At 44.2% G+C, this 26416-nt stretch carries 21 protein-coding genes, 7 tRNA genes and 3 rRNA genes; 22 read left to right on the forward strand and 9 right to left on the reverse strand.

Going from position 1 to position 26416, the window contains the following annotated elements; genetic code table 11:
• The first annotated feature begins 89 nt into the window (after positions 1–89).
• The 3 genes from MHI08_RS00915 to MHI08_RS00925 all read left to right on the forward strand — a co-directional run bounded on the left by MHI08_RS00915 (position 90) and on the right by MHI08_RS00925 (position 2397).
• Entirely contained in the window at positions 90–614 is a 525-nt protein-coding gene (locus tag MHI08_RS00915) for a GNAT family N-acetyltransferase (RefSeq protein WP_342499889.1), read from the forward strand.
• A gap of 122 nt (positions 615–736) precedes the next feature.
• Positions 737–1210: a GNAT family N-acetyltransferase gene (locus MHI08_RS00920; RefSeq protein ID WP_342499890.1), complete on the forward strand. Its 474-nt coding sequence runs from the start codon at positions 737–739 to the stop codon at positions 1208–1210.
• 107 nt (positions 1211–1317) lie between these two features.
• Positions 1318–2397 carry a serine hydrolase gene (locus MHI08_RS00925; RefSeq protein WP_342499891.1) on the forward strand — a complete coding sequence of 360 codons (1080 nt, stop codon included), beginning with the start codon at positions 1318–1320 and terminating at the stop codon, positions 2395–2397.
• 36 nt (positions 2398–2433) lie between these two features.
• On the opposite strand, the gene MHI08_RS00930 is transcribed toward MHI08_RS00925, so the two are convergent.
• Positions 2434–2766, reverse strand: a complete 333-nt coding sequence (locus MHI08_RS00930; protein WP_342499892.1) for a DUF4825 domain-containing protein — start codon at positions 2764–2766, stop codon at positions 2434–2436.
• A 111-nt stretch (positions 2767–2877) separates the two neighbouring features.
• Between MHI08_RS00930 and MHI08_RS00935 the strand changes: the two genes are divergently transcribed.
• The 3 genes from MHI08_RS00935 to MHI08_RS00945 all read left to right on the forward strand — a co-directional run bounded on the left by MHI08_RS00935 (position 2878) and on the right by MHI08_RS00945 (position 5255).
• Positions 2878–3321, forward strand: coding sequence for a DUF2521 family protein (locus MHI08_RS00935; RefSeq protein ID WP_342499893.1), 444 nt, complete (start codon positions 2878–2880; stop codon positions 3319–3321).
• Between the two features lie 58 nt (positions 3322–3379).
• Entirely contained in the window at positions 3380–4093 is a 714-nt protein-coding gene (cwlD, locus tag MHI08_RS00940) for an N-acetylmuramoyl-L-alanine amidase CwlD (protein WP_342499894.1), read from the forward strand.
• A 103-nt stretch (positions 4094–4196) separates the two neighbouring features.
• Positions 4197–5255, forward strand: a complete 1059-nt coding sequence (locus tag MHI08_RS00945; RefSeq protein WP_041105688.1) for an Mrp/NBP35 family ATP-binding protein — start codon at positions 4197–4199, stop codon at positions 5253–5255.
• Between the two features lie 37 nt (positions 5256–5292).
• Here the strand turns inward: MHI08_RS00945 and gerD are convergent, their stop codons facing one another.
• Positions 5293–5871: a spore germination lipoprotein GerD gene (gene gerD, locus MHI08_RS00950; RefSeq protein ID WP_041105690.1), complete on the reverse strand. Its 579-nt coding sequence runs from the start codon at positions 5869–5871 to the stop codon at positions 5293–5295.
• 90 nt (positions 5872–5961) lie between these two features.
• Between gerD and MHI08_RS00955 the strand changes: the two genes are divergently transcribed.
• Positions 5962–6564, forward strand: a complete 603-nt coding sequence (locus tag MHI08_RS00955) for a KinB-signaling pathway activation protein (RefSeq protein WP_073203503.1) — start codon at positions 5962–5964, stop codon at positions 6562–6564.
• Here MHI08_RS00955 and pdaB read toward each other — a convergent pair.
• Positions 6557–7321, reverse strand: coding sequence for a polysaccharide deacetylase family sporulation protein PdaB (gene pdaB, locus MHI08_RS00960; protein WP_111292289.1), 765 nt, complete (start codon positions 7319–7321; stop codon positions 6557–6559). The two genes, MHI08_RS00955 and pdaB, sit on opposite strands and share 8 nt — an antisense overlap.
• 375 nt (positions 7322–7696) lie before the next feature.
• Between pdaB and MHI08_RS00965 the strand changes: the two genes are divergently transcribed.
• The 7 genes from MHI08_RS00965 to MHI08_RS00995 all read left to right on the forward strand — a co-directional run bounded on the left by MHI08_RS00965 (position 7697) and on the right by MHI08_RS00995 (position 15550).
• Positions 7697–9245, forward strand: a 16S ribosomal RNA gene (locus tag MHI08_RS00965).
• Positions 9246–9427: 182 nt separating this feature from the next.
• Positions 9428–12358 (forward strand): 23S ribosomal RNA (locus MHI08_RS00970).
• Positions 12359–12419: 61 nt separating this feature from the next.
• Positions 12420–12535: ribosomal RNA gene (rrf, locus tag MHI08_RS00975) — 5S ribosomal RNA — on the forward strand.
• Together the 16S, 23S and 5S rRNA genes with 2 tRNA genes alongside form the textbook arrangement of a ribosomal RNA operon.
• Before the next feature lie 42 nt (positions 12536–12577).
• A tRNA-Asn gene (locus tag MHI08_RS00980) sits at positions 12578–12652 on the forward strand.
• Position 12653: 1 nt separating this feature from the next.
• A tRNA-Thr gene (locus MHI08_RS00985) sits at positions 12654–12726 on the forward strand.
• A 356-nt stretch (positions 12727–13082) separates the two neighbouring features.
• A complete protein-coding gene (locus MHI08_RS00990) occupies positions 13083–14522 on the forward strand; it encodes a SulP family inorganic anion transporter (RefSeq protein WP_087976339.1) in 1440 nt (479 codons plus the stop codon).
• 62 nt (positions 14523–14584) lie between these two features.
• The gene (locus MHI08_RS00995; RefSeq protein WP_024424456.1) at positions 14585–15550 is read left to right on the forward strand and encodes a bile acid:sodium symporter family protein; all 966 of its coding nucleotides are present in this window, start codon (positions 14585–14587) and stop codon (positions 15548–15550) included.
• Between the two features lie 43 nt (positions 15551–15593).
• Here MHI08_RS00995 and MHI08_RS01000 read toward each other — a convergent pair whose 3' ends face one another.
• From MHI08_RS01000 to murQ, 6 genes are read right to left on the reverse strand one after another with little or no spacing between them, the layout of a single operon-like run.
• On the reverse strand, positions 15594–16838 hold the full coding sequence (locus tag MHI08_RS01000) for a DUF1343 domain-containing protein (protein WP_342499895.1): 1245 nt from the start codon (positions 16836–16838) through the stop codon (positions 15594–15596).
• An 11-nt stretch (positions 16839–16849) separates the two neighbouring features.
• Complete coding sequence (locus tag MHI08_RS01005) at positions 16850–18769, reverse strand: glycoside hydrolase family 3 protein (RefSeq protein ID WP_342499896.1); 1920 nt, start codon at positions 18767–18769, stop codon at positions 16850–16852.
• Positions 18770–18782: 13 nt separating this feature from the next.
• A complete protein-coding gene (gene pbp4b / locus MHI08_RS01010) occupies positions 18783–20138 on the reverse strand; it encodes a penicillin binding protein PBP4B (RefSeq protein ID WP_342499897.1) in 1356 nt (451 codons plus the stop codon).
• Positions 20139–20151: 13 nt separating this feature from the next.
• Positions 20152–21531: a PTS transporter subunit EIIC gene (locus tag MHI08_RS01015; protein ID WP_267588161.1), complete on the reverse strand. Its 1380-nt coding sequence runs from the start codon at positions 21529–21531 to the stop codon at positions 20152–20154.
• Entirely contained in the window at positions 21528–22397 is an 870-nt protein-coding gene (locus MHI08_RS01020; RefSeq protein WP_024427487.1) for a MurR/RpiR family transcriptional regulator, read from the reverse strand. The genes MHI08_RS01015 and MHI08_RS01020 overlap by 4 nt, the downstream gene beginning before the upstream one ends.
• Before the next feature lie 14 nt (positions 22398–22411).
• Positions 22412–23323, reverse strand: coding sequence for an N-acetylmuramic acid 6-phosphate etherase (gene murQ, locus MHI08_RS01025; protein ID WP_024424451.1), 912 nt, complete (start codon positions 23321–23323; stop codon positions 22412–22414).
• Between the two features lie 220 nt (positions 23324–23543).
• On the opposite strand from murQ, the gene MHI08_RS01030 reads away from it, so the two are divergent.
• The 8 genes from MHI08_RS01030 to rsiW all read left to right on the forward strand — a co-directional run bounded on the left by MHI08_RS01030 (position 23544) and on the right by rsiW (position 26402).
• Positions 23544–23618 (forward strand) — tRNA-Glu (locus tag MHI08_RS01030).
• 6 nt (positions 23619–23624) lie between these two features.
• Positions 23625–23700 (forward strand) — tRNA-Val (locus MHI08_RS01035).
• Between the two features lie 3 nt (positions 23701–23703).
• Positions 23704–23776: transfer RNA gene (locus tag MHI08_RS01040), tRNA-Thr, on the forward strand.
• 28 nt (positions 23777–23804) lie between these two features.
• A tRNA-Tyr gene (locus tag MHI08_RS01045) sits at positions 23805–23889 on the forward strand.
• Positions 23890–23893: 4 nt separating this feature from the next.
• Positions 23894–23965: transfer RNA gene (locus tag MHI08_RS01050), tRNA-Gln, on the forward strand.
• A gap of 136 nt (positions 23966–24101) precedes the next feature.
• Entirely contained in the window at positions 24102–25013 is a 912-nt protein-coding gene (gene rocF / locus MHI08_RS01055) for an arginase (protein ID WP_024424450.1), read from the forward strand.
• Positions 25014–25197: 184 nt separating this feature from the next.
• A complete protein-coding gene (sigW, locus tag MHI08_RS01060) occupies positions 25198–25761 on the forward strand; it encodes an RNA polymerase sigma factor SigW (protein ID WP_024424449.1) in 564 nt (187 codons plus the stop codon).
• Between the two features lie 14 nt (positions 25762–25775).
• Positions 25776–26402, forward strand: a complete 627-nt coding sequence (gene rsiW / locus MHI08_RS01065) for an anti-sigma-W factor RsiW (protein ID WP_024424448.1) — start codon at positions 25776–25778, stop codon at positions 26400–26402.
• Positions 26403–26416: the final 14 nt, after the last annotated feature.

The following is a 26416-nucleotide window of genomic DNA, read 5'->3' on the forward strand; positions in this document are numbered from 1 at the left end:
TATTTGTGCTTTTTTTGTATGGAAACATATAAAATAGGATCATAGCAAGGTTTCTGTTTAAAAAACGAAGTCTATGGAGGGGGTGTCATATGAATCTAACAACAGAAAGGTGTATCATTCGCTCATTTGCTGAAGATGATTGGCAGGATGTCTATGCATATACTTCTGATCCGGAAGTGATGAAGTATATTCCGGAAGGTGTTTTTTCTAAAGAAAATGGGCAGGAATTTGTTAAAAATAATCGTCTTAAAACAGCCAAGAATTTTGCTGTTCTATTAAAAGAAAACCAGATTTGCATCGGGCATATCGTGTTTCATTCTTACTTTGGTGAGCACACATATGAAATTGGCTGGGTTTTCAATCCTGCCTATCAAAACAAGGGCTATGCATCAGAAGCGGCGTATGCTGTCTTACATCATGGTTTTCACACACTGAACTTACATCGGATCATTGCCACTTGTCAGCCTGAAAATGTGCCATCGTGGAGAGTGATGGAGAAAATGGGGATGAGGAGAGAGGGGTATTTTAAAAAATGTATACCCCAAGGAAATGAGTGGTGGGATGAGTTTTACTATGCCCTCCTACAAGAGGAATGGTTCGAGAAGAGGGCTTGATCAGTTTTCATGATATGAAGTACATTGATGAAAAAGCAGCTGATCAAATCTTAATGAGAACGCTCTTAACTGGTATTTTGGTAAGTGAAGATAGTTTTCGTCCATCCCAGGAGGTGCTTTCATTGAATATAAATCAATTAACATGTAGAGAAGCTGTGCTAGAAGACCTCGACCAAATCATCTTCATGCTTTCAGATGATAAGTTAGGTCAAAAGAGAGAGCGTTACACTCGCCCATTATTAGAAAGCTATATTGAAGCCTTTCATTCAATAAATGCTGATCCAAATATTGAACTCATTGTTGCGTGTGACCAGGAAGAAGCAGTTGGTGTTCTTCAGTTAACCATGACGCCATTTCTTACACATCAAGGGGGATGGAGAGCATCCATTGAAGGAGTTCGTACGGCTTCAAGTCATAGAGGGAAAGGAGTCGGTTCGCTGCTTATAAAGTGGGCCATTCAACGCGCAAGCGACCGCGGCTGTCATATGATTCAGCTGACAACAGATAAACAGAGGCCAGAAGCACGACATTTTTATGAGAAATTAGGGTTTGAAGCCACGCATGAAGGAATGAAGCTGCATCTGCCCCATGAATAAGGACATCAAGAAGCGGAGGATTCACGAACCTCTGCCTTTTTATGCCTTTATTTTAAATATTTGTTATATTAAACATGTAAAACCTCTGTTATTTGGAAAGGAGAAACATGTTACTCAAAATCGGTCTAGTTGTTATAGGTGTGGTCGTACTTTACGTGGGGGTTCAAGTCTTGCTGTATAAAAGAGATATGAAGAAAACGAAGGAAGATCTTTTGACATTTGTCGCAAAAAACAAAAAGGACGTATCAGTGACAATCATTGAAAATGATGATGTGGTGTTAGAGTGGAATGCTGATCAAAAAACGCCACTTGCAAGTACGGTGAAATTAGTGGTTTTATTTCATTTTGTTAAAGCTGTATCGATCGGCGGCATCAAGCTAGAGGAAAAAGTGGCATTGTCTAATATAGAGCGGTTTTATATTGATAGAACAGACGGTGGTGCGCACGCGTACTGGCTGGAGGTCAATGATTTTTCTGAGCATGCGACTTTATTAGATGTTGCCAAAGGGATGATGCAATTCAGTTCAAATGCTTGTACGGATTATTTGATTGACCGGCTGGGCTTAGAAAAGATCAATGATCAGATGAAACAAGCAGGTCTTACAGAACATGATGAACTCATGCCGCTGACGCCAGTGATTTTGTGGTCCGCTTATGTATCTGATCGTCGGCGGGATGCATTCAAGAAAATGAGCGGTGTATCCGAAGAACAATACAAATCTCTAATGAATGAGATTTTTAATATCATGAAAAATGACCCAGAGCATAAAAAGGCGTTAGAAGAAAAAATGAAAAAAAAGAACTTATTAGGCTGGCGTATACAATCATTACTGACGCAAAAGCTGACAAAGTCTACAACCAATCAATATGCACAATTTATGAAACGGCTTCATGACGAGCTGTTAACAACAGAAGAAAAGAGTCTTTTTAGCCAAATCGTACTGGGAGAAACATTGAAAAAGGAAACAGATCAATATTTTTGGTATAAAGGCGGTGCAACATTGTTCGTTTTCACAGGTGCTTTATATCGAAGAACAGATACATCCTCTATATCCATTTCTCTTTTTATCAATGATCCAAAAGCCAACAATTCTCACTGGATTGGGGAAGTATTCAACGAATTTATGCTTACTACAGCAGTGGATCAAAACTTTCGACAACGATTGATACAGGCTTTCACTACATAAACATCAAAAAACAGAGGGAAACACCCCTCTGTTTTATTATTTCTGCATTGGAAACGCTTTGTATACATCTTGGCGTTTCTTTTTTGACTTCACAACTCCATCAACCAGTTCCTTTTGCCAAAACGCTGTATCGTCTTTGTACTTTTTAAAAGGGTGAGGGAGCTCTTTTTCTAGCTGTTTTCTTTTAAACGTGACGGACGGCTCGTCTTTCGAGCTCATGTTAAGTGTCACTTGCTCTACGTTATCGACAAGAATAAAAAGTGCGATGGCGTTGTATAAATACGTTTTTTCGATTGTGTCCTTTTGATCAAACCAGAAGGCGTCAAACTGTTCTTCTGTATAGCCTGCATTTTCTTTTTCTCCATACATGACGTCTAATGCTTATCCATTCCGATCGTTCACAGGCCGCCATTTCCATTTACTGAACTGCATGTTTTGTTCAAACCAACGAACAATACAAAGAAAAAAGGAGTTCAGTCCATGGCGGAAGTGCTTTCATTTTATCAACTAAAAACAAAACGAGATGTCACGCTTGAAAAGAAGCTTTTGCGTACATTGTCTCTTCAACAAGTGACGGCCGCTTCTGAGAAATTCACAAAGAAGCTGTTTCCATTTGCAGATGATCCAGCCGGTATAATGAGTGATGGCTGCATCGATTTCGCCATTGAAGCTTTTTTAGCTGGCGGAAGATACGGTGAGTCGAGTAAATACGGCGAGTCGTTTGACGATATCAAAAAGCGATCCTCCCAGGAGGAAGCCGAGCTGATTGAAGAGCTCGCGGGGTGCTTGCAATCGTGGGGGAATATGTTCCGTATGGAGCGGAAGATGTCATATTTATATCCATTTGCGAAGGATTTTTTAAGCATGTGGTGGCAGGAAGGCTTTCGTGAATCAGAAAAAAGACACAAGCTTCGGCTGCACTAAGCATATTTCCAGCCCTTGTCCCATATCTATAAAATAATGGTGTATGGGAGGGACAGGGATGAAAAGAAAGCTGAAGTGGACAGGGTTTTTAATTGGGTTTATTGTCCTCTTATTCTTATTCAGGTTTCAATTTCTAAATGATGATTCATGGAAATCGTGGAATTTGCCTCTAAGCGGGAAGATCATCTATTTAGATCCGGGTCACGGCGGTCCAGATGGCGGGGCTGTGGGAGGAGAGCTGCTTGAGAAAGAGATTGCACTGGATGTATCCATGAAGATACGTGACTATTTGCAGGAGCAGGGAGCACTTGTTCTCATGACCCGAGAGGATGATTCTGATTTATCATCAAAGAATACAAAGGGATATGCCCGGAAGAAAGCGGAGGATTTAAGGAACCGCGTCAAAGTCATCAATGAATCTGAAGCGGATCTCTATTTAAGCATTCATTTAAATGCGATACCATCAAACAAATGGAGCGGGGCTCAGACGTTTTTTTACGGAAAGTATGAAGAAAATGAAAAGGCAGCCAAGTTCATTCAGGATGAATTGCGCAGGAATCTTGAAAACACAGATCGAAAGGCGAAGCGGATTAATGGCATTTATTTAATGCAAAATGTCACAAAGCCAGGAGCTCTTGTGGAAATTGGATTTCTCTCCAACCCGAAAGAGGCTGGACAGCTGGCAACACCTAAATATCAGGATCAAATTGCTGCCTCTATTTATAAAGGAATTTTAAGATATTTAACAGAGCAAAAAGCGCCGCCTGAATAAGGGGCTTTTTCCTTTTGATCACAGGCAAACAGGACAGACATTGTAAGGATATGTATGATATACTTGGATTGTAAACGAATTCAATAAAGGGTGAGGTTCTGCTATGATCGGACAAGATGATGTGAGAAAACTAGTTGGGAAGATGGACGAACCTTTCCTTCATATACCGCTTGGTGAGCTGGATGCCATCAAGGAAATCAGCCTAAAGCCTGAGAAAGAGCATGTGAGCCTGAAGGTGGCTATTGCCAAAACAGGCACTGCTGAGCAGATGAAGCTGCAGCAAGACATCGTACAAGCCTTGAAAGCAGCTGGCGCTAACACAGTAGGACTTCGTTTTGAGGAACTTCCTCAGGAAACACTTGAAAAGTTTATGCCATCACAAGATGAGGAAGAAACCCTGCTTAACTCTAAAAATCCGCCTGAGTTCTTAGCGATTGCGAGTGGAAAGGGCGGCGTTGGTAAATCGACGGTTTCTGTTAACCTTGCTGTAGCGCTCGCTCGTCTAGGGAAAAAAGTCGGGCTGATTGATGCTGATATTTATGGCTTTAGTGTACCGGATATGATGGGAATCACTGTCAGACCAACAGTTAAAGGGGAAAAAATTATTCCTGTGGAGCGCTTTGGTGTCAAAGTGATTTCAATGGGCTTTTTTGTTGAAGAAAATGCACCGGTTATTTGGAGAGGACCGATGCTTGGAAAAATGTTAAATAACTTCTTCCACGAAGTTGAGTGGGGAGAATTAGATTACTTACTATTAGACCTTCCGCCTGGAACGGGAGATGTAGCGCTAGATATTCATACAATGCTGCCTAGCTGTAAAGAAATCATTGTCACTACACCGCATCCAACGGCTGCCTTCGTTGCAGCAAGAGCAGGCGCAATGGCACTGCAAACAGATCATGAAGTGCTCGGTGTCGTTGAGAATATGAGCTATTATGAAAGCAAAAAAACAGGTGAAAAGGAATACGTTTTTGGAAAAGGCGGCGGGGAAAAGCTGGCTGAAGAGCTGCGTGTATCAGTCCTTGGCCAAATTCCTTTAAGACAGCCTGATTGGAATGAGGATGATTTCGCGCCTTCTGTCTATGATGCAAGTCATCCGACAGGAGAAGTGTATCAACACATTGCGAATAAAGTCATTGAACAATTAGCAGTGAAAGCATAATGAAAGCCCGAGTGGATGAACGCCACTCGGGTGATGTTTAACTGTCGCTTCCTTGCGAGCCGGAATCACTGCCGCTCTCAGATGCTGCCTTTTTGAGCTCATCTTCGAATTTCTTCTTATAAAGAGGGCTGCTTAATGTTTCCGTAATGACTTTTTCTAAGTGCTTTCTAAACTCTTTGCTTTTTACCAGTTCACCGTATTTTTTTTCCATCTCAGGATCCTTGAGAATATCCATCATCAGCTGTTGATAGTCAGGATCCTTCATTAACTGTTTTAACATTCTTTCATGCTGTTGCTGCATGGATTTTGCGAAAGTCTCGGCAAATTTAGAATCCTCAAAGACCTTCTTCCAGAACTCTTTGCCTTTATCAGAAGTCAGTGTTTTCTCTATCGTTTTTTTCACAGTTTGTTCATCCATTACCAAAGCTTCATTCATTGCCTCGTCATTTAATAACTGTTGAATGGCCTTTTTACCGTCATCTGTCTTTAATATATCGACGACCATTTTTTTTGTTTCGTCATAGTCCATATTAGATGAGGATTGGGTTTTGGGAGCACAAGCTGTTAGAGATAAAAGAAGAAAACAGCTCATTATACGCAAGATGCCTTTTGACATACTGTGGCTCCTTTCGTTACATGTCTTACTTTTAATATGAATGTTTCACGTAAATTTATACATAACAAAAATAGGGGTTGGATCAATTCAATGAAAAGTCGGGATTTAGTTCGTTTTTTCTTCTCTGTGCTAGCTGTTGGAGCGGTCATTACAAGCGTGGTAGGCTTTGCGCTGGAGTGGGGGAAGTATCAGAAGCTTTTTATATCGTTTGAAATTCTAGAGATCGCATCTGTGTTGTTTTGGTTCATTGGTGTAGGGATGATCTTTAGTGTCATTAGCCAGATGGGGTTTGTTGTCTTTTTGACGGTGCACCGATTTGCGTTAGAGATTTTTCGGTCGCATTCTTTATGGAATACCATTCAGCTGTTTCTTGTGATTTTTGTGCTGTTTGATTTAGCTTACTTGCGATTTTTGTTTTTCGGGGAAAATGAATCATTTCTTCCATACTTATGGCTGCCTTTATTTATCGGTGTGTTTGCATTGATCGTGGCTTACTTTAAACAGCAGCAGTCCTCTAAGAAAACATTTGTTTCTGCAATGTTTCTCATGGTCGTCATCACGTCGTTAGAATGGTTCCCGGCGCTCAGAGTCAATGAAGAGGACTGGCTGTATTTAATGCTATTCCCGCTATTAGGCTGTAATGCGTTTCAGCTGTTAGCGATGCCGCGGTTTTCAAAAGCGAAAGCTACTTAACTTCTGATGACTTTGTTTTCGTATTGGAGATCAGTTCGCCAACCGTTACATTTTTTAAATTCTTTTCTTTTATTTGTTTCAAAATAGCGGGTAAGGCTTGAGCGGTTTGGGTTGCCGAATCTGAGGCGTGAAGGAGAACAATGTCTCCGCTTTTCATTCGATCATTTACATTCTGAACAATCTGGTTGACACCCGGATTCAGCCAATCCTGTGAATTGATGCTGTAATGAACAACGGTATAACCGTACTGTGTGGCAATTTTCAGTGCTGTTTCGTTAAACTGTCCAGTTGGCGGTCTTAATAGTTGAATGTCATCTAGTCCAAGCTTTTGAAATGTATTTTGTGCACGGACAAGATCTTGCTTGATTTCACTATCTTCAAGCTGGCTATAATTTTTATAAGCATAGCCGAGGCTTCCGATCTGGTGGCCGTCCTCCCTAATTTGTTTCACGATATCAGGATGACGCTCAGCCCAAGAAGCAGACAGAAAGAAGGTGGCGTTCTTTATACCGTACTCTCGAAGGACATTTAAAATAGGAACAGCCTTCTCATCCCCCCAGCCAATATTAAAAGTGAGAGAGACATGTTTTGATGAAGTCTCGCCTTTATAAATGGCTCGGGGTCCATGTTCAGTTTTAAATACCGACAGCGGCGGTGCCTTTTGTACATAAAAAAAGGTTGCAGCTGCAAGGGCTGCTACAAGAATAATGACAACTTGCTTCAGCCGTTTAATAGGCAACACATATAATCGACTCAATTCAAACACTCCTGCCTTGTCCAAGATTGTTACTTGATTGTATGCAGGGCAAGGGTTTAAGATGCTTAATAAAACTATTTCAAAAAAAGTTTTGAAAAGGCGTTGACCGAAAGAAAGTTTTCGTGATATATTATTAATCGTCGCTGACACACAGTGACAAACACAAAACGCTTCGGGAAATAAACTTGAAAAAAGTTGTTGACATAAGATGAAGCGAAATGTTATATTATTAAAGCCGCTAAGAACGGCGGAGATGATCTTTGAAAACTAAACAAGACAAAACGTACCTGTTAATTCGAGTTTTTATAAAAAATCCTATGATACTTCATAGGTAGTCAGTCAAACTGGCGAAAAGCAAAACTTCGGTTTTGTACTTTTTCGGAGAGTTTGATCCTGGCTCAGGACGAACGCTGGCGGCGTGCCTAATACATGCAAGTCGAGCGGACAGAAGGGAGCTTGCTCCCGGATGTTAGCGGCGGACGGGTGAGTAACACGTGGGTAACCTGCCTGTAAGACTGGGATAACTCCGGGAAACCGGAGCTAATACCGGATAGTTCCTTGAACCGCATGGTTCAAGGATGAAAGACGGTTTCGGCTGTCACTTACAGATGGACCCGCGGCGCATTAGCTAGTTGGTGGGGTAATGGCTCACCAAGGCGACGATGCGTAGCCGACCTGAGAGGGTGATCGGCCACACTGGGACTGAGACACGGCCCAGACTCCTACGGGAGGCAGCAGTAGGGAATCTTCCGCAATGGACGAAAGTCTGACGGAGCAACGCCGCGTGAGTGATGAAGGTTTTCGGATCGTAAAGCTCTGTTGTTAGGGAAGAACAAGTGCGAGAGTAACTGCTCGCACCTTGACGGTACCTAACCAGAAAGCCACGGCTAACTACGTGCCAGCAGCCGCGGTAATACGTAGGTGGCAAGCGTTGTCCGGAATTATTGGGCGTAAAGGGCTCGCAGGCGGTTTCTTAAGTCTGATGTGAAAGCCCCCGGCTCAACCGGGGAGGGTCATTGGAAACTGGGAAACTTGAGTGCAGAAGAGGAGAGTGGAATTCCACGTGTAGCGGTGAAATGCGTAGAGATGTGGAGGAACACCAGTGGCGAAGGCGACTCTCTGGTCTGTAACTGACGCTGAGGAGCGAAAGCGTGGGGAGCGAACAGGATTAGATACCCTGGTAGTCCACGCCGTAAACGATGAGTGCTAAGTGTTAGGGGGTTTCCGCCCCTTAGTGCTGCAGCTAACGCATTAAGCACTCCGCCTGGGGAGTACGGTCGCAAGACTGAAACTCAAAGGAATTGACGGGGGCCCGCACAAGCGGTGGAGCATGTGGTTTAATTCGAAGCAACGCGAAGAACCTTACCAGGTCTTGACATCCTCTGACAACCCTAGAGATAGGGCTTTCCCTTCGGGGACAGAGTGACAGGTGGTGCATGGTTGTCGTCAGCTCGTGTCGTGAGATGTTGGGTTAAGTCCCGCAACGAGCGCAACCCTTGATCTTAGTTGCCAGCATTCAGTTGGGCACTCTAAGGTGACTGCCGGTGACAAACCGGAGGAAGGTGGGGATGACGTCAAATCATCATGCCCCTTATGACCTGGGCTACACACGTGCTACAATGGACAGAACAAAGGGCTGCAAGACCGCAAGGTTTAGCCAATCCCATAAATCTGTTCTCAGTTCGGATCGCAGTCTGCAACTCGACTGCGTGAAGCTGGAATCGCTAGTAATCGCGGATCAGCATGCCGCGGTGAATACGTTCCCGGGCCTTGTACACACCGCCCGTCACACCACGAGAGTTTGCAACACCCGAAGTCGGTGAGGTAACCTTTATGGAGCCAGCCGCCGAAGGTGGGGCAGATGATTGGGGTGAAGTCGTAACAAGGTAGCCGTATCGGAAGGTGCGGCTGGATCACCTCCTTTCTAAGGATATATGGAGCAGCGTGCGTTTTCGTCTTGTTTAGTTTTGAAGGATCATTCCTTCAAAACATGTCTCTAGCGAGACAGGATTGTTCTTTGAAAACTAGATAACAATAAGTAATACATTCACATTGAATGCAATGCAAAGTTCATCACACATAGTGATTCTTTCTAAAGTAAGAAATGGTTAAGTTAGAAAGGGCGCACGGTGGATGCCTTGGCACTAGGAGCCGATGAAGGACGGGACGAACACCGATATGCTTCGGGGAGCTGTAAGCAAGCTTTGATCCGGAGATTTCCGAATGGGGAAACCCACTGCTCGTAATGGAGTAGTATCCATACTTGAATACATAGAGTATGAGAAGGCATACCCGGGGAACTGAAACATCTAAGTACCCGGAGGAAGAGAAAGCAAATGCGATTCCCTGAGTAGCGGCGAGCGAAACGGGAACAGCCCAAACCAAGAGGCTTGCCTCTTGGGGTTGTAGGACACTCTATACGGAGTTACAAAGGAATGATATAAGCGAAGAGGTCTGGAAAGGCCCGCCAAAGAAGGTAACAGCCCTGTAACTGAAATGTTATTCTCTCCAGAGTGGATCCTGAGTACGGCGGAACACGTGAAATTCCGTCGGAATCCGGGAGGACCATCTCCCAAGGCTAAATACTCCCTAGTGACCGATAGTGAACCAGTACCGTGAGGGAAAGGTGAAAAGCACCCCGGAAGGGGAGTGAAATAGATCCTGAAACCGTGTGCCTACAAGTAGTCAGAGCCCGTTAACGGGTGATGGCGTGCCTTTTGTAGAATGAACCGGCGAGTTACGATCCCGTGCAAGGTTAAGCAGAAGATGCGGAGCCGCAGCGAAAGCGAGTCTGAATAGGGCGCATGAGTACGTGGTCGTAGACCCGAAACCAGGTGATCTACCCATGTCCAGGGTGAAGTTCAGGTAACACTGAATGGAGGCCCGAACCCACGCACGTTGAAAAGTGCGGGGATGAGGTGTGGGTAGGGGTGAAATGCCAATCGAACCTGGAGATAGCTGGTTCTCTCCGAAATAGCTTTAGGGCTAGCCTCAAGGTAAGAGTCTCGGAGGTAGAGCACTGATTGGACTAGGGGCCCCTACCGGGTTACCGAATTCAGTCAAACTCCGAATGCCGATGACTTATCCTTGGGAGTCAGACTGCGAGTGATAAGATCCGTAGTCGAAAGGGAAACAGCCCAGACCGCCAGCTAAGGTCCCAAAGTATACGTTAAGTGGAAAAGGATGTGGAGTTGCTTAGACAACCAGGATGTTGGCTTAGAAGCAGCCACCATTTAAAGAGTGCGTAATAGCTCACTGGTCGAGTGACTCTGCGCCGAAAATGTACCGGGGCTAAACGTATCACCGAAGCTGCGGACTGTTCTTACGAACAGTGGTAGGAGAGCGTTCTAAGGGCTGTGAAGCCAGACCGGAAGGACTGGTGGAGCGCTTAGAAGTGAGAATGCCGGTATGAGTAGCGAAAGACGGGTGAGAATCCCGTCCACCGAATGCCTAAGGTTTCCTGAGGAAGGCTCGTCCGCTCAGGGTTAGTCGGGACCTAAGCCGAGGCCGAAAGGCGTAGGCGATGGACAACAGGTTGATATTCCTGTACCACCTCCTCACCATTTGAGCAATGGGGGGACGCAGGAGGATAGGGTAAGCGCGGTATTGGATATCCGCGTCCAAGCAGTTAGGCTGGGAAATAGGCAAATCCGTTTCCCGTAAAGGCTGAGCTGTGATGGCGAGCGAAATTTAGTAGCGAAGTTCCTGATTCCACACTGCCAAGAAAAGCCTCTAGCGAGGTGAGAGGTGCCCGTACCGCAAACCGACACAGGTAGGCGAGGAGAGAATCCTAAGGTGATCGAGAGAACTCTCGTTAAGGAACTCGGCAAAATGACCCCGTAACTTCGGGAGAAGGGGTGCTTCTTAGGGTGTTAAAGCCCCGAGAAGCCGCAGTGAATAGGCCCAGGCGACTGTTTAGCAAAAACACAGGTCTCTGCGAAGCCGTAAGGCGAAGTATAGGGGCTGACGCCTGCCCGGTGCTGGAAGGTTAAGAGGAGCGCTTAGCGTAAGCGAAGGTGCGAATTGAAGCCCCAGTAAACGGCGGCCGTAACTATAACGGTCCTAAGGTAGCGAAATTCCTTGTCGGGTAAGTTCCGACCCGCACGAAAGGCGCAACGATCTGGGCACTGTCTCAACGAGAGACTCGGTGAAATTATAGTACCTGTGAAGATGCAGGTTACCCGCGACAGGACGGAAAGACCCCGTGGAGCTTTACTGCAGCCTGATATTGAATGTTGGTACAGCTTGTACAGGATAGGTAGGAGCCTTGGAAACCGGAGCGCTAGCTTCGGTGGAGGCATCGGTGGGATACTACCCTGGCTGTATTGACCTTCTAACCCGCTGCCCTTATCGGGCAGGGAGACAGTGTCAGGTGGGCAGTTTGACTGGGGCGGTCGCCTCCTAAAATGTAACGGAGGCGCCCAAAGGTTCCCTCAGAATGGTTGGAAATCATTCGCAGAGTGTAAAGGCACAAGGGAGCTTGACTGCGAGACCTACAAGTCGAGCAGGGACGAAAGTCGGGCTTAGTGATCCGGTGGTTCCGCATGGAAGGGCCATCGCTCAACGGATAAAAGCTACCCCGGGGATAACAGGCTTATCTCCCCCAAGAGTCCACATCGACGGGGAGGTTTGGCACCTCGATGTCGGCTCATCGCATCCTGGGGCTGTAGTCGGTCCCAAGGGTTGGGCTGTTCGCCCATTAAAGCGGTACGCGAGCTGGGTTCAGAACGTCGTGAGACAGTTCGGTCCCTATCCGTCGCGGGCGCAGGAAATTTGAGAGGAGCTGTCCTTAGTACGAGAGGACCGGGATGGACGCACCGCTGGTGTACCAGTTGTTCTGCCAAGGGCATCGCTGGGTAGCTATGTGCGGACGGGATAAGTGCTGAAAGCATCTAAGCATGAAGCCCCCCTCAAGATGAGATTTCCCATTCCGCAAGGAAGTAAGATCCCTGAAAGATGATCAGGTTGATAGGTCTGAGGTGGAAGCGTGGTGACACGTGGAGCTGACAGATACTAATAGATCGAGGACTTAACCTATATTCTAATGTGAAGCATGAACATTGTTATCTAGTTTTGAGAGAACATTCTCTCCATCAGGTTTGGTGGCGATAGCGAAGAGGTCACACCCGTTCCCATACCGAACACGGAAGTTAAGCTCTTCAGCGCCGATGGTAGTTGGGGGTTTCCCCCTGTGAGAGTAGGACGCCGCCAAGCTTTTTGTTTATATCCTTCCAATGGAAGAAGTTACTTTATCATTCCGCAGTAGCTCAGTGGTAGAGCTATCGGCTGTTAACCGATCGGTCGTAGGTTCGAGTCCTACCTGCGGAGCCATGCTTCCATAGCTCAGTAGGTAGAGCACTTCCATGGTAAGGAAGAGGTCAGCGGTTCGAGCCCGCTTGGAAGCTTTCCTCTATATATTAATATGACAAGGTTTCTCGATGATGAGAAGGCTTTTTTTGTTTGTTTACATATATATTGAACTGCTCGATGATCAGTAGACTGATGACATTAGGAAAGAGAATAAAACGGCTTGCACAGAAGTGTTGCATCGATTTTTTACTTATCTCCTTCTTTTTGTTCTTGATTCTTCATTCTCTTTCTTTTATTCTTACTAAAGTGATATCCTCTATATCAAAAGACTCTGTACGTTCCTCTTTTCCCCCGAAAGTGAAGTGTCGTTTGTTTTCCCTTTCTTTATCTCCAGGTATAGTTGCTCTTCTTTTTTCCATGTACGGTATGTATATAAAAAGGAGTAGATGATTTGAAAGATTTGTTTGTAAAGCAAGAATGGTTTGGACATGTACGTCAGGACGTGCTTGCGGGTATATTAGTCGCGCTGGCTTTAATTCCTGAGGCCATTGCGTTTTCGATTATTGCGGGCGTTGATCCGAAGGTCGGCTTGTATGCATCATTTTGTATCGCGATTGTGATTTCGTTTGTTGGTGGACGCCCAGGCATGATTTCGGCTGCAACAGGGGCTATGGCTCTCGTCATGGTTAACTTGGTCGCTGATCATGGGTTGCAATATTTGTTTGCAGCTACGATTTTGACGGGTTTGATTCAAATTGTGTTTGGATTGTGTCGAGTGTCTCGTTTGATGAAATTTATTCCGAGGTCCGTCATGGTTGGCTTTGTTAATGCGTTGGCTATTATGATCTTCATGGCTCAGCTTCCACATTTCGTTGGGGAATCAATGGCTATGTATATGATGACAGGGGGTGCCTTGCTGATCATTTATTTATTGCCTATGGTGATAAAGGTGATACCTTCCCCACTCATCGCCATTATTGTAATGACGATATTGGCTGTATTTGGACATATTGATGTTAGAACAGTTGGAGATATGGGAGAGCTTCCTAGTTCTTTGCCTGTCTTTCTAATTCCTCAAGTTCCGTTTAGCTGGGAAACATTTGCTATTATTTTTCCTTATTCTTTAGCACTTGCGATGGTTGGTTTACTTGAGTCTCTTTTAACCGCACAGATTGTCGATGATATGACAGAGACGTCTAGTAATAAGAACAAGGAAGCGAGAGGTCAAGGGATTGCCAATGTGGTTGCTGGATTCTTTGGTGGTATGGCTGGCTGTGCGATGATTGGCCAATCTGTGATTAATACGAAGGCAGGAGGACGAGGCCGGCTTTCTACCTTTGTAGCGGGTGCTTTTTTAATGGTGCTGATTTTTGTACTAGGTGATGTCGTGGTTCAAATTCCGATGGCTGCTCTAGTGGCTGTGATGTTCATGGTTTCCATTGGCACATTTGATTGGAGTTCCTTTCAGCAGCTAAAAAAGAATCCGAAAACAGATTCTATTGTGATGGTTGTCACGGTCGTGACGGTGGTGTTGACTCATGATTTATCAAAAGGCGTTTTTGCAGGTGTACTGCTTAGTGCGGTATTCTTTGTCGCAAAGATATCGAAGCTTCATATTACATCTAAAGAAAGCCAGGCAGGTACTTGGGAATATCGAGTTAAAGGACAAATTTTCTTTGCTTCTGTCACTGACTTGATCCAAGCTTTCCATCAGGGGAAAGAACTCCAATCTGTTGTGATTGATTTGTCTGAAGCACGTATATGGGATGAATCAGGTGTATCAGCGATAGAACGTATAAAGGAAAGGTATCAAGCAAATGGCGTCCAGGTGGACGTAGTTGGAATGGATACATCAAGTCAAAAGCTTATGAAACAGGTGAATGGTTCTTAAAAAGGGCTTTCTGTCTGTTACAATAGAAAAGGTAAGAAAGTGAAGGGATGGAGGTGGCCGGCATGCTTGTGCGTTTAAATCAAGTGCTCGGCCGGATGATGCCGCTCATTACACCTTTTAGTGTGTTACTCGGTGTTTTATTGGCGGCCTATTTAAAGGATTTTACGTTTTTGGTGCCATGGGTATTTGCTGTGATGACCTTTGCAGGGAGTTTGTCTTCTACTTTTTCGGCTTTAAAGCATACGGTGATGCACCCATTACCTTTGATTTTATCGTTTATGATTTTGCACGTGTTGATGCCTCTTTATGCTTGGTCAGCGGGACATCTCATATTTGCGGGTGATGCCATGACGATCACCGGTTTGACACTGGCAATGGTGATTCCCACAGGAGTTTCTAGTTTAATATGGGCGGCAATGTATAAGGGGAATGTTGGGTTAACGTTATCGATTATTTTAATTGATACATTGCTTTCGCCATTGATTGTGCCAGCCAGTTTGTCACTTTTAGCCGGTACACAGGTTCATATGGACATGGTCGCGATCATGAAAGGGCTGTTTGGGATGGTGGTGCTTCCATCTATTTTAGGGATGCTCGTTCGTCACTATGCAAAGCCTGCTGTGACGAAAATGATCAGTCAGACACTGTCACCTTTTTCAAAAATAGGCTTGTTTGTAGTGGTGTCGATTAACAGTTCTGTTGTTGCGCCATACTTGCGTGAACTGGATGCCGCATTTTTTAGCAAGGCAGCGACTGTGTTTCTCATTGCGATGAGCGGATATGCGTTTGCATGGTTGATTGGAAAGACGATGAAATGTACTCAAGGAGAGATTGTGGCCATCGTGTATACGGGCGGTATGAGAAACATTAGTGCGGGGGCTGTGCTTGCCATTAGCTTTTTCCCGCCTGCTGTCGCTGTTCCTGTGGTGATTGGCATGCTGTTTCAGCAAGTGCTTGCTGCCTTGTTTGGTTTCTTACTCAATCGTTTTGAGCTGAAAGCACCTGCTGTGACCAAATCTTTCTCATGAACAAAACCTCCATCCTTTGATAGATGGAGGTTTTTTCTGTGATTTAATAGATGAGATATTTTTTTCGCTTCTTTTCGAATGTTTTAAGGTCGTGATGATAGCGTTTCATCATGTGTTTGACGGAAGTCCCTTTATTGATTTCTTCTTTCATCCAGCCATTCCCGATGAGTTTGTCAAAGCTGCCTGTTTGAAGGAACTGAAAGTCATTAGGGTATAAATCATGTATTGCTTTGATAATGGATAACCCCGTTTTCACTGCTTCGAAGGATGAGCGGTCTGTGACGTATAACTGCACACCATGAGATAGTGTACCGGCATGTTTAGAAAATGTGGGGGTGAATGACACAGGTCTAAATTGAACGCCTTTTAGTTTTAGCTGATTTAAGTGATCTGCCAGCTCGCTGCTATTGATATATGGTGCACCAATGAGCTCGAATGGTTTTGTCGTTCCTCTGCCTTCAGAGACATTTGTGCCTTCAATTAATCCTGTGGCAGGATATACAAAGGTACTATCCACTGTTGGCATGTTAGGAGAAGGAAGGACGAACGGCAGCTTTGTATCATCGAATGTCATGAACCGCTTCCAATTTTTCATTTTGATGACTGTTACATCAGCATTGATATGAAACTCTTTGTTAAACAGTTTTGCAAGCTCACCAGTGGTCATTCCATGTCTTAATGGGATTGGATAGAGCCCTACAAATGAGGCGTGTTCAGGCTCTAAAACAGGTCCTTCTACTTTTAGTCCGCCAATGGGATTTGGGCGGTCTAGGACAACAAAGGGAATGTTGTTTTCTTTAGCGGCTTCCATCGCATAGGCCATTGTGTAAATATAGGTGTAATAACGAGCACCAACGTCTTGAATATCAAACAGCAGGACATCTACATTTTTCAGCATTTCAGGAGTTGGTTTTCTTGTTTTTCCATAAAGAGAGTAAACAGGAAGACCTGTTTTTTCATCGGTATAGGATTCGACGCCTTCTCCTGCTTGTGCATCGCCGCGCACACCGTGTTCAGGTCCATATAAAGCAGTGAGCTTGATATTTGGATGTTCAAATAGGAGATCGACACTGCTTTTCATATTTGCATCAATGCCAGTCGGGTTGGTAATGAGACCAACTCTTTTCCCTTTTAGCCATGAAAGGTTGCTTGAGAGAAGTGTTTCAATCCCTGTTTTGACTACTGCTTTTTTTCCTTTTGTATCTGTTCGTTCTTCTGCGGGAGAGGCGGCGGTCAATGTGCTCATCATGAGAAAGCTTGCGAGTATGAAACTGACTGTTTTCTTCAAGAGAATCCCTCCTATTTGATCTGTTTCCCTTTCAAGTTGAGGCCATAGCCGAATGGGTAAAGGGTTTGATTTGGATGAGTGACAGATGGGATATCAACTGGCAGTTTCCCTTTAGGTGATGCAGCTCCAAATATCACTTCTAGTCCAGCAGGAATATTTGGCTGATTGAATTGTCCGTTTGAGTAGCCTTTAAAACCGTACACAGCTAGTAAGGCATCGGCTTCTTCAAAATTTGCCGCATCATAAGGATTTCTAAGGCTCATGATGACCATTTTTTTGTTTTGTGCTGCTGCTTCTTTCATGACAGCACGAGGGAAGGCAGTAGCCCATTTTTTCGGATCCTGGACATTGTCATCAATTACGCCATCATTCACAGCTGGATCATTTTGGACAACGTAAGAGCCAGTGATGACATAGTCAGCTTCTTGAATCAGTTTGGCTGTATCTTTGGTGAACGTTTTATCCGCAAAAGCATATGACTGGATGCGTATAGGCTTGATCTTTTTTTGTTTCACGAGAGATTCGACTGTGACAGACATTGCTTTTGTCTGATCTTCGTAAGGTGCCATGACCACGATTTTGTCATTCTTTTTAGGCTTGAAAGGTAAGGTCTTTTTGTTGTTTTTAAGCAGGGTGATTCCTTCACGTGCCATTTTTTGTTCTGCTTTAAGGTGCGACTTTTTCCCGACGACTTGAGTGGCTTTTTTGATTTTTTTCTCAAGACTGATTGGTTTTTTGGAGGAAATAATGCCGCGTTTGATTTTCAATTGAAGAATTTTTTCGACAGATTCGTTAATCTGAGATATCGGAATCTCTTTCTTTAAAATCGCTTGTTTGACAGCATTGAATACATTCTCTAGGTTTTTCTCTGTTTTTAATGAGGTGACTGGTGCTGGCATGAGAGCGATGTCGACACCTGCTTTAATGGCCATCACTACGGCTTCTTCCTGTCCGAAATTATCTGCAATCGCTTTCATATTTAGAGCGTCTGTCACAACAACACCGTGAAAGCCCATCTCTTCTTTTAATAAGTTTGTGATGACTTTTTTTGATAAGGTTGCTGGAACCATGATGTCCTCGCCATCTTTTTTGCTTCGATACGTTGTGTCATCAATGGCAGGAAATTGCACATGAGCGGTCATGACCATATCTGCACCAGCATTGATTGCTTGTTGGAACGGATACAGCTCAACCCTTTTTAAACGATCTAGGTCATGCTCTACGAGCGGCAAGCCGTAGTGACTATCGACGGCTGTATCACCATGTCCCGGGAAATGTTTTAGTGTGGAAATGGTCTTTTCCTTTTGAAGTCCTTTCATGGTTTGAAGGCCAAGTCTAGAGACAAGAGCAGGATCAGAGCTAAAGGAACGGACACCAATGACGGGGTTGTTTGGGTTATTATTCACATCAAGCACAGGAGAGAAGTTTGTATTGATGCCTAAGGCGTTTAATTCTTTTCCGATGATTTTTCCTGTGTCATATGCATTTTTTTTGCTTCTAGAGGCACCAATCGACATATTTCCTGGGAAATGTGTTCCCTTTTGTAACCTTGTGACGATTCCGCCTTCTTGATCAATGGAAATGAGTAAAGGAATGTTTGGTGATGCTTTTTGAAATTCATGGGTGAGTTTCACGGTTTGTTCCGTATCAACGACATTTTCGGCAAATAAGATGACACCGCCTAGATGATATTTTTCTACAAGATGAGATACTTCGTTATTCATCTTTGTGAAGCCTGTAGGTGTGGATTCATCTTTTGTTTGCCAATTGCGAAAGTCCGGCATGAGCATTTGACCTATCTTTTCATCCAGTGACATGTCTTGAACCATTTGTTTAGCGGTTGGCAGAGAGGCAGAGCTAACCTTTTCCGTTGGAATGGAAGAGGTTAGCAGAGCTAAAACCAGTGCAGCGGGGAAGAGAGCTTTCAACATCGAATTCCTCCTTTTACTGAAAAGATTCGTAGATTGCGGTCATGATGCTTCCATAAGTACCAGTTGGGAACAGGTCGCCTTCAAATTGATTAGGATTTGTTTCTGGTGAAACAACGGGTGAATGTTTCTTATTCGTCAGCAACACGACACCTAAATTGTGTTTAGGATCAATCAACGTCATTGTGCCGGTCCAGCCAGTATGCCCATAGGCTTCGTTACTTGCATATTTTCCAAACATCCATTCCATGTCAGTATGAACGTTTTTTCGCCAGCCTAGCCCGTAAGTTGGGTTCGTATCAGATGAGGCTGTAAAGAGATCGATAGAAGCCTGATCAAAAATGGTTGTTTTTCCATAGCCTCCTTTATTAAGCATCAGTTGAAGCAGCACGGCCATATCTGAGGTATTCGAGAAAAGTCCAGCGTGGCCGGAGATACCCGCCATTGAGTAATATGCTTTCTCGTCGTGTACTTCACCTAGCAGGGTGTACCGTCGGATGTTTTCAAAATCGATGACACCGTCTCGTGAATTGCCTAAACGTTCAGTTGCTGCAAAATGCTTCGGCTTGAACCCTTTTTGCAGCGGATTGAACATTGTATGTTTGAGACCTAGCGGCCGATAAATTGTTGACTCGACATATTGATCAAGAGGCATGCCTGTTTTCTTCTCGATAATCATGCCTAGCAGCATGTAATCAATGTCACTATAAATGTGCTGGGTACCTGGCTTGTATTGCAGCGGTACCTTTGGCAGCCATTTCATCGTTGTTTTTCTGTCTTGAGAATAAAAAGTGCCAGCTGATTCTTTGCTATAAAATAAGACACTGGAAGGGAGACCCGCAGAATGGGTGAGAAGATCTTTTACCCGAAGCTGGTCTTTACCGGTTACCTTTGCATCAGGTTCATCCTGGAAATCTGGAAGAATGGTCTGTATTTTTTCGTTGACATCAAGTTTTTGCTCGTAGACAAGCTTTTGCAGGGCATAGTTGGTCGCATACATTTTTGTATTGGATGCCAAATCGAATAGTGTATCTTTTTTCATTTTTTTATACGATTTGAGTTCTGTTGAGCCATCATATTTTTGCCGGTAGCCATAGGCTTTTTGATGGGCGATCTTTCCGTCCTTGATAATGATGAGAGCGGCTCCTGGAAATCCTGCTTTGATGTCATTTTGAATCATTTGATCAACCTTCCTCAGCTGCCTGGAAGAAACACCTACTTGTTCCGGTCGTTTTGCATTTTTTAAGACGGGATATTCTTCAGGAGCTGTTTTAGACAAAGACGGTACAGGATGGGAGCTAGTTGCAAATGTTTGTACTGGTAACCCAAGGAGCATGAGCAGACATGTGATTAAAAGAAAACATTTCTTCAAGGTCTAGACCTCCTTATTGATTGTGATCCTCGAATTCAACAGCCATATCATCATGAAATCCAAATAAGTATGTGAAGAAAAATCCAGCAACATATGCGATAAATAGTCCAATTAAGTAAAGAAGCATTTGATGTGTGTGAACAATAAAGGTTAATGGAAGACCGGATACCCCGATGGCTTTCGTCGCAATTTGGAAGTAGGCTTGAAATGCGCCGCCGATTCCTGCACCAAGACAAGCGGTGAGAAATGGTCGTCCCAGCGGGAGTGTGACACCAAAAATGAGTGGTTCGCCAATGCCCAGCATCCCTGAAGGAAGTCCGCCAGCAATGGCTCTTTTGAGCTTTTTCTTTTTTGTTTTCATATAAATGGCGAATGCAGCGCCTACCTGTCCTGCACCGCCCATAGCGAGAATTGGCAGAAGCGGGTCATCTCCAATTGAATTGATGAGTTCCATATGAATGGGTGTCAGCCCTTGGTGAAGTCCTGTTACAACAAGTGGGAGGAAGGTAGCACCAAGAACAAATCCTGCGAAAATTCCGCCCATATTCAATAGATAAGTCAGTCCTGAGGTGATGGCATCAGATATAAATCCGCCGACTGGCATGAAGACAACGTACGTGAAAATGCCTGTAATGAGTAGTGTGATGGTTGGTGTGACGATGATATCAAGTGATTGCGGGACGAAGCGTCTAATTCGGGTTTCCACAAGTGCCATAAAGATGGCGGCTAGAAGAACACCGATGAGTCCGCCTCTGCCTGGTAGAATATTTGTGCCAAATAACATAATGTCTGCGGAGGCTGGGTTAATAATGAGAATACCAGCTAATGCGCCTAATGCAGGAGAGCCTCCAAACTCCTTTGCTGCATTTGTTCCGACTAATATCCCGAGATAAGCGAAAAGTCCAGAACCGATAACCGTTAAAATAATCGCCGCTTGAGATTTTTCGTCAAGCCAGCCTGCTTGCACGATTGCTTTTGTAATTCCGGTAATCAGACCTGAGGCAACTAGTGCCGGAATAATTGGAATGAAAATGCTGGCAATCCGTCGTAAGAACAGCTTGAACGGTGTGCGGTTTTTTTGTGAAATGGCTTGCTTGTTTTTTTGTGCTTCGTTGTTTAAATCATAAGAGCCAGAGGCATTTAGCAGCTCTTCAAACGCACTTGATACTTGGTTGACAACGCCAGTGCCTAAAATGATTTGAAGCGTTTCTGCTTCGACGACGCCAATAACGCCATCGAGTTCTTTGATTGCTGTAATGTGAACTTTTTCATTGTCCATCGGTGTAATTCGGAGCCTTGTCATACAATGTGTATGGGAAGAAATATTTTCAGAACCACCACAGAGTGAAAGAATGTCTTTCGCCAACTGCTGATATTTCTTTTGATGACTCATGTTGAATCCCCCTTTGATTTTCGTTTCATGGAGCGGATGGCATGCCTTGTTTTGTCAATATATTGGGCTGTCTCTTCATATTGACGAGAAGCTAAACTGAGGAACAAGACATCAATTAAGTAGAGCTGTGCCATTCTAGAGGAAGTGGCAGCACTGCGAAAAGGTGCTTCATTGGAACCGGACGTCGATAGGTGAACATCACATAAAGCAGAAACGCTTGTATGACCTGGATGTGTTAAAGCAATGGTTTTCACTTGGTTGTCTTTTGCAAGCTGAAGGGCTTGAATGATGTCTAACGTTTCTCCTGAAAAGGAGATACCAAACACAATGTCATTCTCTCCCGCATTTGCAATGACCGTAGATGCAATGTGCATGTCAGTGAAGGCTGTCGCTGCATAGTTAATTCTGAGAAATTTCTGCTGGGCATCAGCTGCGACGATGCCAGATGCACCAACTCCGATAAAATGAATTTGATTTGCATGCAGCAGTAATTGAACAGCCTTTTCTAAAGCATCTGCATTTAAAATAGAAGCGGTGTCCTTAATCGATTGAATCGAGTTTCCTGCTGTTTTTTGAATAATGGATTGAAGCGGTTCATCTTGTTCGATATCTCTGTAGCCTTGTTTATCGTCATGTATCAAGTCTCCAGCGATCCGCATTTTTAAATCTTGATAGCCATCCAGCCCGAGAGATTTACAAAGGCGGATGACTGCAGAGCTGCTTGCGCCAGCTGCCTGACTAATTTCATGTACTGTGCTTTTAATGACTTTGTCAGGATGGGCAAGGATATAGTCTGCAATGATTTTTTCAGATTGGGGAAGCTTTGATTTGATTGTGTGTAGTAGGGTAAGTCCACCTGCTGACATGAGCTCAGCCTCCTTTAGGATTGATAACGTGAGATCGCTTTGTCAATATGGCCATTCGTTTTGTTGAGTAAATCTTTGGCTGTTTTCTTGTCTGTGTTTGTTTGGAGCATGACGATGGCCGTTTTGACTTCTAAGTCTGCTGCTTCAAGAGTCTTCACGGCTTGTTCGTAGGAAGCATTAGTCACATGTTGAATGATGGTGATGGCGCGTTCTTTTAATTTATGATTGCTGACTTTTACATCAACCATCAGGTTTTCATATACTTTGCCTTGTCTGATCATGACTGAGGTGGAAAGCATATTTAAAATCATTTTATGAGCGGATGCTGCTTTCATTCTTGTTGACCCAGTGATGGCTTCTGGTCCTACAATAACCTCAATGGCGCAATCTGCAAGCTCGCTAATTTCTGCTTGTTCATTGCAGCTGAGTGCTACTGTTTTAGCTCCAATTGACTTTGCGTAGTTTAAAGCGCCGATGATATAAGGTGTCCTGCCGCTTGCGGCAATACCGACGACTGTATCTTTTGATGTCAGGTGGATGTGTACTAAATCCTGTTTGCCGGCATCTTCACTGTCTTCCACATCTTCGGCAGCTTGAGAAAAAGCTGAGTCTCCGCCTGCCATGATACCAACAATGACATCAGGTGAGACGCTATAGGTTGGCGGACATTCGACAGCATCCATTACGCCAATTCTGCCGCTTGTTCCGGCGCCTAAATAAACGAGTCGGCCTCCATTTGAGATGGATTCATAAGCAAAGTCACTTGCTGTTTTGACATGTGGAAGTACAAGGTTGACTGCTTGAGCGACCTTCATATCTTCTTCATTGATCATCTGGAGTATTTCAAGCGGATCTGCTTGAGAAATTCCCATTGTGTTTGGGTTTCTTGATTCTGTTGTCAAAGAACGCAGTTGAGATGGCTGCATGTGACATACCTCCTTATTTCTTCATTTTCAGTATATTGAGTATGATATGAAATTTCAATATTATATTTGAATATTGAAATTATATTTCAGTCAAATTGTTGAATGAATAGGGAGTAAATAGTTAGAAAATAAAAAAAATAAAAATCCCCTTTACAAAAGGGGGACAACCTGTATATAATAAATTTTGTCAGCTTCACGGAAACAACAAACTTGACAAACTGGCCCGTTGGTCAAGCGGTTAAGACACCGCCCTTTCACGGCGGTAACACGGGTTCGAATCCCGTACGGGTCACCATGATGTGGAGGATTAGCTCAGCTGGGAGAGCATCTGCCTTACAAGCAGAGGGTCGGCGGTTCGAGCCCGTCATCCTCCACCATATGCCGGTGTAGCTCAACTGGTAGAGCAACTGACTTGTAATCAGTAGGTTGGGGGTTCAAGTCCTCTTGCCGGCACTGTTTTTTCTTTATCAATTCCATATGTGGAGGGGTAGCGAAGTGGCTAAACGCGGCGGACTGTAAATCCGCTCCCTCCGGGTTCGGCGGTTCGAATCCGTCCCCCTCCACCATTTTTGGGCTATAGCCAAGCGGTAAGGCAACGGACTTTGACTCCGTCATGCGTTGGTTCGAATCCAGCTAGCCCAGTTAAGACACCTTTTTGAAAAAGGTGTCTTTTTTTATGTTGGCAGAGGGACTGTATAACTATTCAAAATGTTGTCGAGTTGAGTCAGAAGGCATCAAGAAAGTAAAATATAAGCATGAACGGAAAGGGGATGTACATATGGGAGAGCAAAAGAAGGTCACGATTATTGGAGTTCCAATGGACTTGGGTCAAACGAGAAGGGGCGTCGATATGGGCCCGAGTGCGATTCGTTGTGCAGGCGTAAAAGAAAAATTGGAAACGCTCTCATTTGATGTAGAGGATCTTGGAGATATTCCAGTTGAACAAAGAGATGATGAGAAAGGTTTATATACAAGTGAAAAGCTGAAAAATTTGACGGAGAATGCTGGGGCAAATCAGCTGCTTGCTGAGAAGGTTGACAGTATTGTGCAATCTGGTTCGTTTCCGCTCATTTTAGGCGGTGATCACAGCATTGCGATTGGCACACTTGCTGGGGTAGCCAAGCATTATGAAAACTTAGGGGTCATTTGGTATGATGCACACGGGGATTTGAATACGGAGGAAACCTCTCCTTCTGGAAATATTCATGGCATGCCGCTTGCTGTCAGTCTCGGTTTTGGGCATGCAGATTTAACGAACATTGGCGGTTATTCGCCTAAATTGAAGCCTGAAAATGTCGTTATAATTGGTGCTCGATCTTTAGATGAAGGAGAGCGGGCATTGATTCGAGAGAAAGGCATTAAAGTGTATACGATGCATGAAATTGATCGTTTAGGGATGACAAGGGTGATGGAGGAAGCGATTGCGTATCTAAAGGAGAGAACAGATGGTGTCCATCTGTCGCTTGATTTAGATGGATTAGATCCAGCGGAATGCCCTGGTGTAGGTACTCCGGTAGCAGGCGGCATTAGTTACCGGGAGAGTCATCTCGCAATGGAGCTTTTAGAGGAGGCGGGTATTTTAACGTCTGCTGAATTTGTTGAAGTAAACCCGGTTTTAGATGAGAAAAACAAAACCGCAGAAGCGGCAGTTGCGTTAATTGGTTCATTAATGGGTGAAAAGCTATTGTAGAGCGGGACTTGTTCCCGTTCTTTTTTTGTTTTGGGAAAATTTAAGGATATGTTAAGGTTTTTACCGGTTGATAAGCGTAACACACTGTCAAAAATTTGTTACACTATTTTTTAGAGGAGAATGAAACCTTTTGGAAAGAGGTTCGTATACATAAAGACCGGTGAAGGCAGAGGTTGAATATACTATGGACACAATGATTAAAAAGAGAATTAAGCAAGTGAAAAAAGGCGACCAGAACGCATTTGCAGACATCGTAGACCTGTATAAAGACAAAATTTATCAGCTGTGCTACCGTATGCTTGGGAATGCACATGAAGCGGAGGATATTGCGCAGGAGGCGTTTATTCGTGCTTATGTGAATATCGAAAGCTTTGATGTGAATCGCAAGTTTTCCACGTGGCTGTACCGCATTGCAACCAACCTGACCATCGACCGTATTCGCAAAAAAAAGCCGGATTATTATTTAGATGCAGAGGTGGCAGGAACAGAAGGATTAAATATGTATTCTCAAATTGCTGCTGATGGCATTTTGCCAGAGGATGAGGTGGTGTCTCTTGAATTATCGAGTACCATTCAGCAAAAAATTTTAAGATTACCCGACAAATATCGTTCGGTCATCGTATTAAAGTATATTGATGAACTCTCGTTAAAAGAAATTAGTGAGATTCTAAATATACCAGTTGGTACGGTGAAAACGAGAATACACAGGGGTAGAGAGGCTCTCCGGAAACAGTTGAGAGACCTTTGAGTGAGGTGATTTTGATGAGCTGTCAGGATAGAATCGTCCAGCTTATGCATCAGTATTTAGACGGGGACATTGAGCCCCAAGACGAAAAAGAATTAAAAAGCCATCTGCAATCGTGTGAGGAGTGCCGTACTCATTTTCAACAAATTGAGAAATCCATCGCGCTAGTGCAGAGTACATCTCATATAGAAGCACCATCTGATTTCACTGCAAAGGTGATGGCAGGTCTTCCAAAGGAGAAAAAGCGTGTGTCGGTTCAAAGATGGATCAAAGCTCACCCGCTGATGGTAGCCGCTGCCCTCTTTCTCATTTTAATGGGAGGCAGTCTGTTTACGAGCTGGAATACCGATCATAATTTCAGTGTGTCAAAGCAGCCGAATCTCGTCGTTGAAAATGATACAGTGACCGTACCTAAAGGGGAAACCGTAAAGGGTGATGTCACTGTCAAAAATGGCAAGCTGATTGTAGAAGGCAAGGTTGATGGAAATGTCACCGTCGTCAATGGGGAACAGTTGACTGCTTCTGCCGGACAAGTCACTGGTCAAATTAATGAAATTAATGAAGTATTTGATTGGATCTGGTACAAAATGAAATCAACAGCACAAAACGTAATGCGGGTCATTGGGCCAGAGGAGCAAAAGTAACTCAATCGGCTTAA

The organism is Bacillus sp. FSL M7-0791 (assembly GCF_038627085.1).
Taxonomy (GTDB): Bacteria; Bacillota; Bacilli; order Bacillales; family Bacillaceae; genus Bacillus; species Bacillus safensis.

What these genes read in the sequence shown, in the direction of transcription:
- MHI08_RS00915 (WP_342499889.1), top strand. Translation starts at nt 90, where the DNA reads ATGAATCTAACAACAGAAAGGTGTATCATTCGCTCATTTGCTGAAGAT.
- MHI08_RS00925 (WP_342499891.1), top strand. Translation starts at nt 1,318, where the DNA reads ATGTTACTCAAAATCGGTCTAGTTGTTATAGGTGTGGTCGTACTTTAC.
- MHI08_RS00930 (WP_342499892.1), bottom strand. Translation starts at nt 2,766, where the DNA reads ATGTATGGAGAAAAAGAAAATGCAGGCTATACAGAAGAACAGTTTGAC.
- MHI08_RS00935 (WP_342499893.1), top strand. Translation starts at nt 2,878, where the DNA reads ATGGCGGAAGTGCTTTCATTTTATCAACTAAAAACAAAACGAGATGTC.
- cwlD (WP_342499894.1), top strand. Translation starts at nt 3,380, where the DNA reads ATGAAAAGAAAGCTGAAGTGGACAGGGTTTTTAATTGGGTTTATTGTC.
- MHI08_RS00945 (WP_041105688.1), top strand. Translation starts at nt 4,197, where the DNA reads ATGATCGGACAAGATGATGTGAGAAAACTAGTTGGGAAGATGGACGAA.
- gerD (WP_041105690.1), bottom strand. Translation starts at nt 5,871, where the DNA reads ATGTCAAAAGGCATCTTGCGTATAATGAGCTGTTTTCTTCTTTTATCT.
- MHI08_RS00955 (WP_073203503.1), top strand. Translation starts at nt 5,962, where the DNA reads ATGAAAAGTCGGGATTTAGTTCGTTTTTTCTTCTCTGTGCTAGCTGTT.
- MHI08_RS00995 (WP_024424456.1), top strand. Translation starts at nt 14,585, where the DNA reads ATGCTTGTGCGTTTAAATCAAGTGCTCGGCCGGATGATGCCGCTCATT.
- MHI08_RS01005 (WP_342499896.1), bottom strand. Translation starts at nt 18,769, where the DNA reads ATGTTGAAAGCTCTCTTCCCCGCTGCACTGGTTTTAGCTCTGCTAACC.
- MHI08_RS01015 (WP_267588161.1), bottom strand. Translation starts at nt 21,531, where the DNA reads ATGAGTCATCAAAAGAAATATCAGCAGTTGGCGAAAGACATTCTTTCA.
- MHI08_RS01020 (WP_024427487.1), bottom strand. Translation starts at nt 22,397, where the DNA reads ATGTCAGCAGGTGGACTTACCCTACTACACACAATCAAATCAAAGCTT.
- murQ (WP_024424451.1), bottom strand. Translation starts at nt 23,323, where the DNA reads ATGCAGCCATCTCAACTGCGTTCTTTGACAACAGAATCAAGAAACCCA.
- rocF (WP_024424450.1), top strand. Translation starts at nt 24,102, where the DNA reads ATGGGAGAGCAAAAGAAGGTCACGATTATTGGAGTTCCAATGGACTTG.
- sigW (WP_024424449.1), top strand. Translation starts at nt 25,198, where the DNA reads ATGGACACAATGATTAAAAAGAGAATTAAGCAAGTGAAAAAAGGCGAC.
- rsiW (WP_024424448.1), top strand. Translation starts at nt 25,776, where the DNA reads ATGAGCTGTCAGGATAGAATCGTCCAGCTTATGCATCAGTATTTAGAC.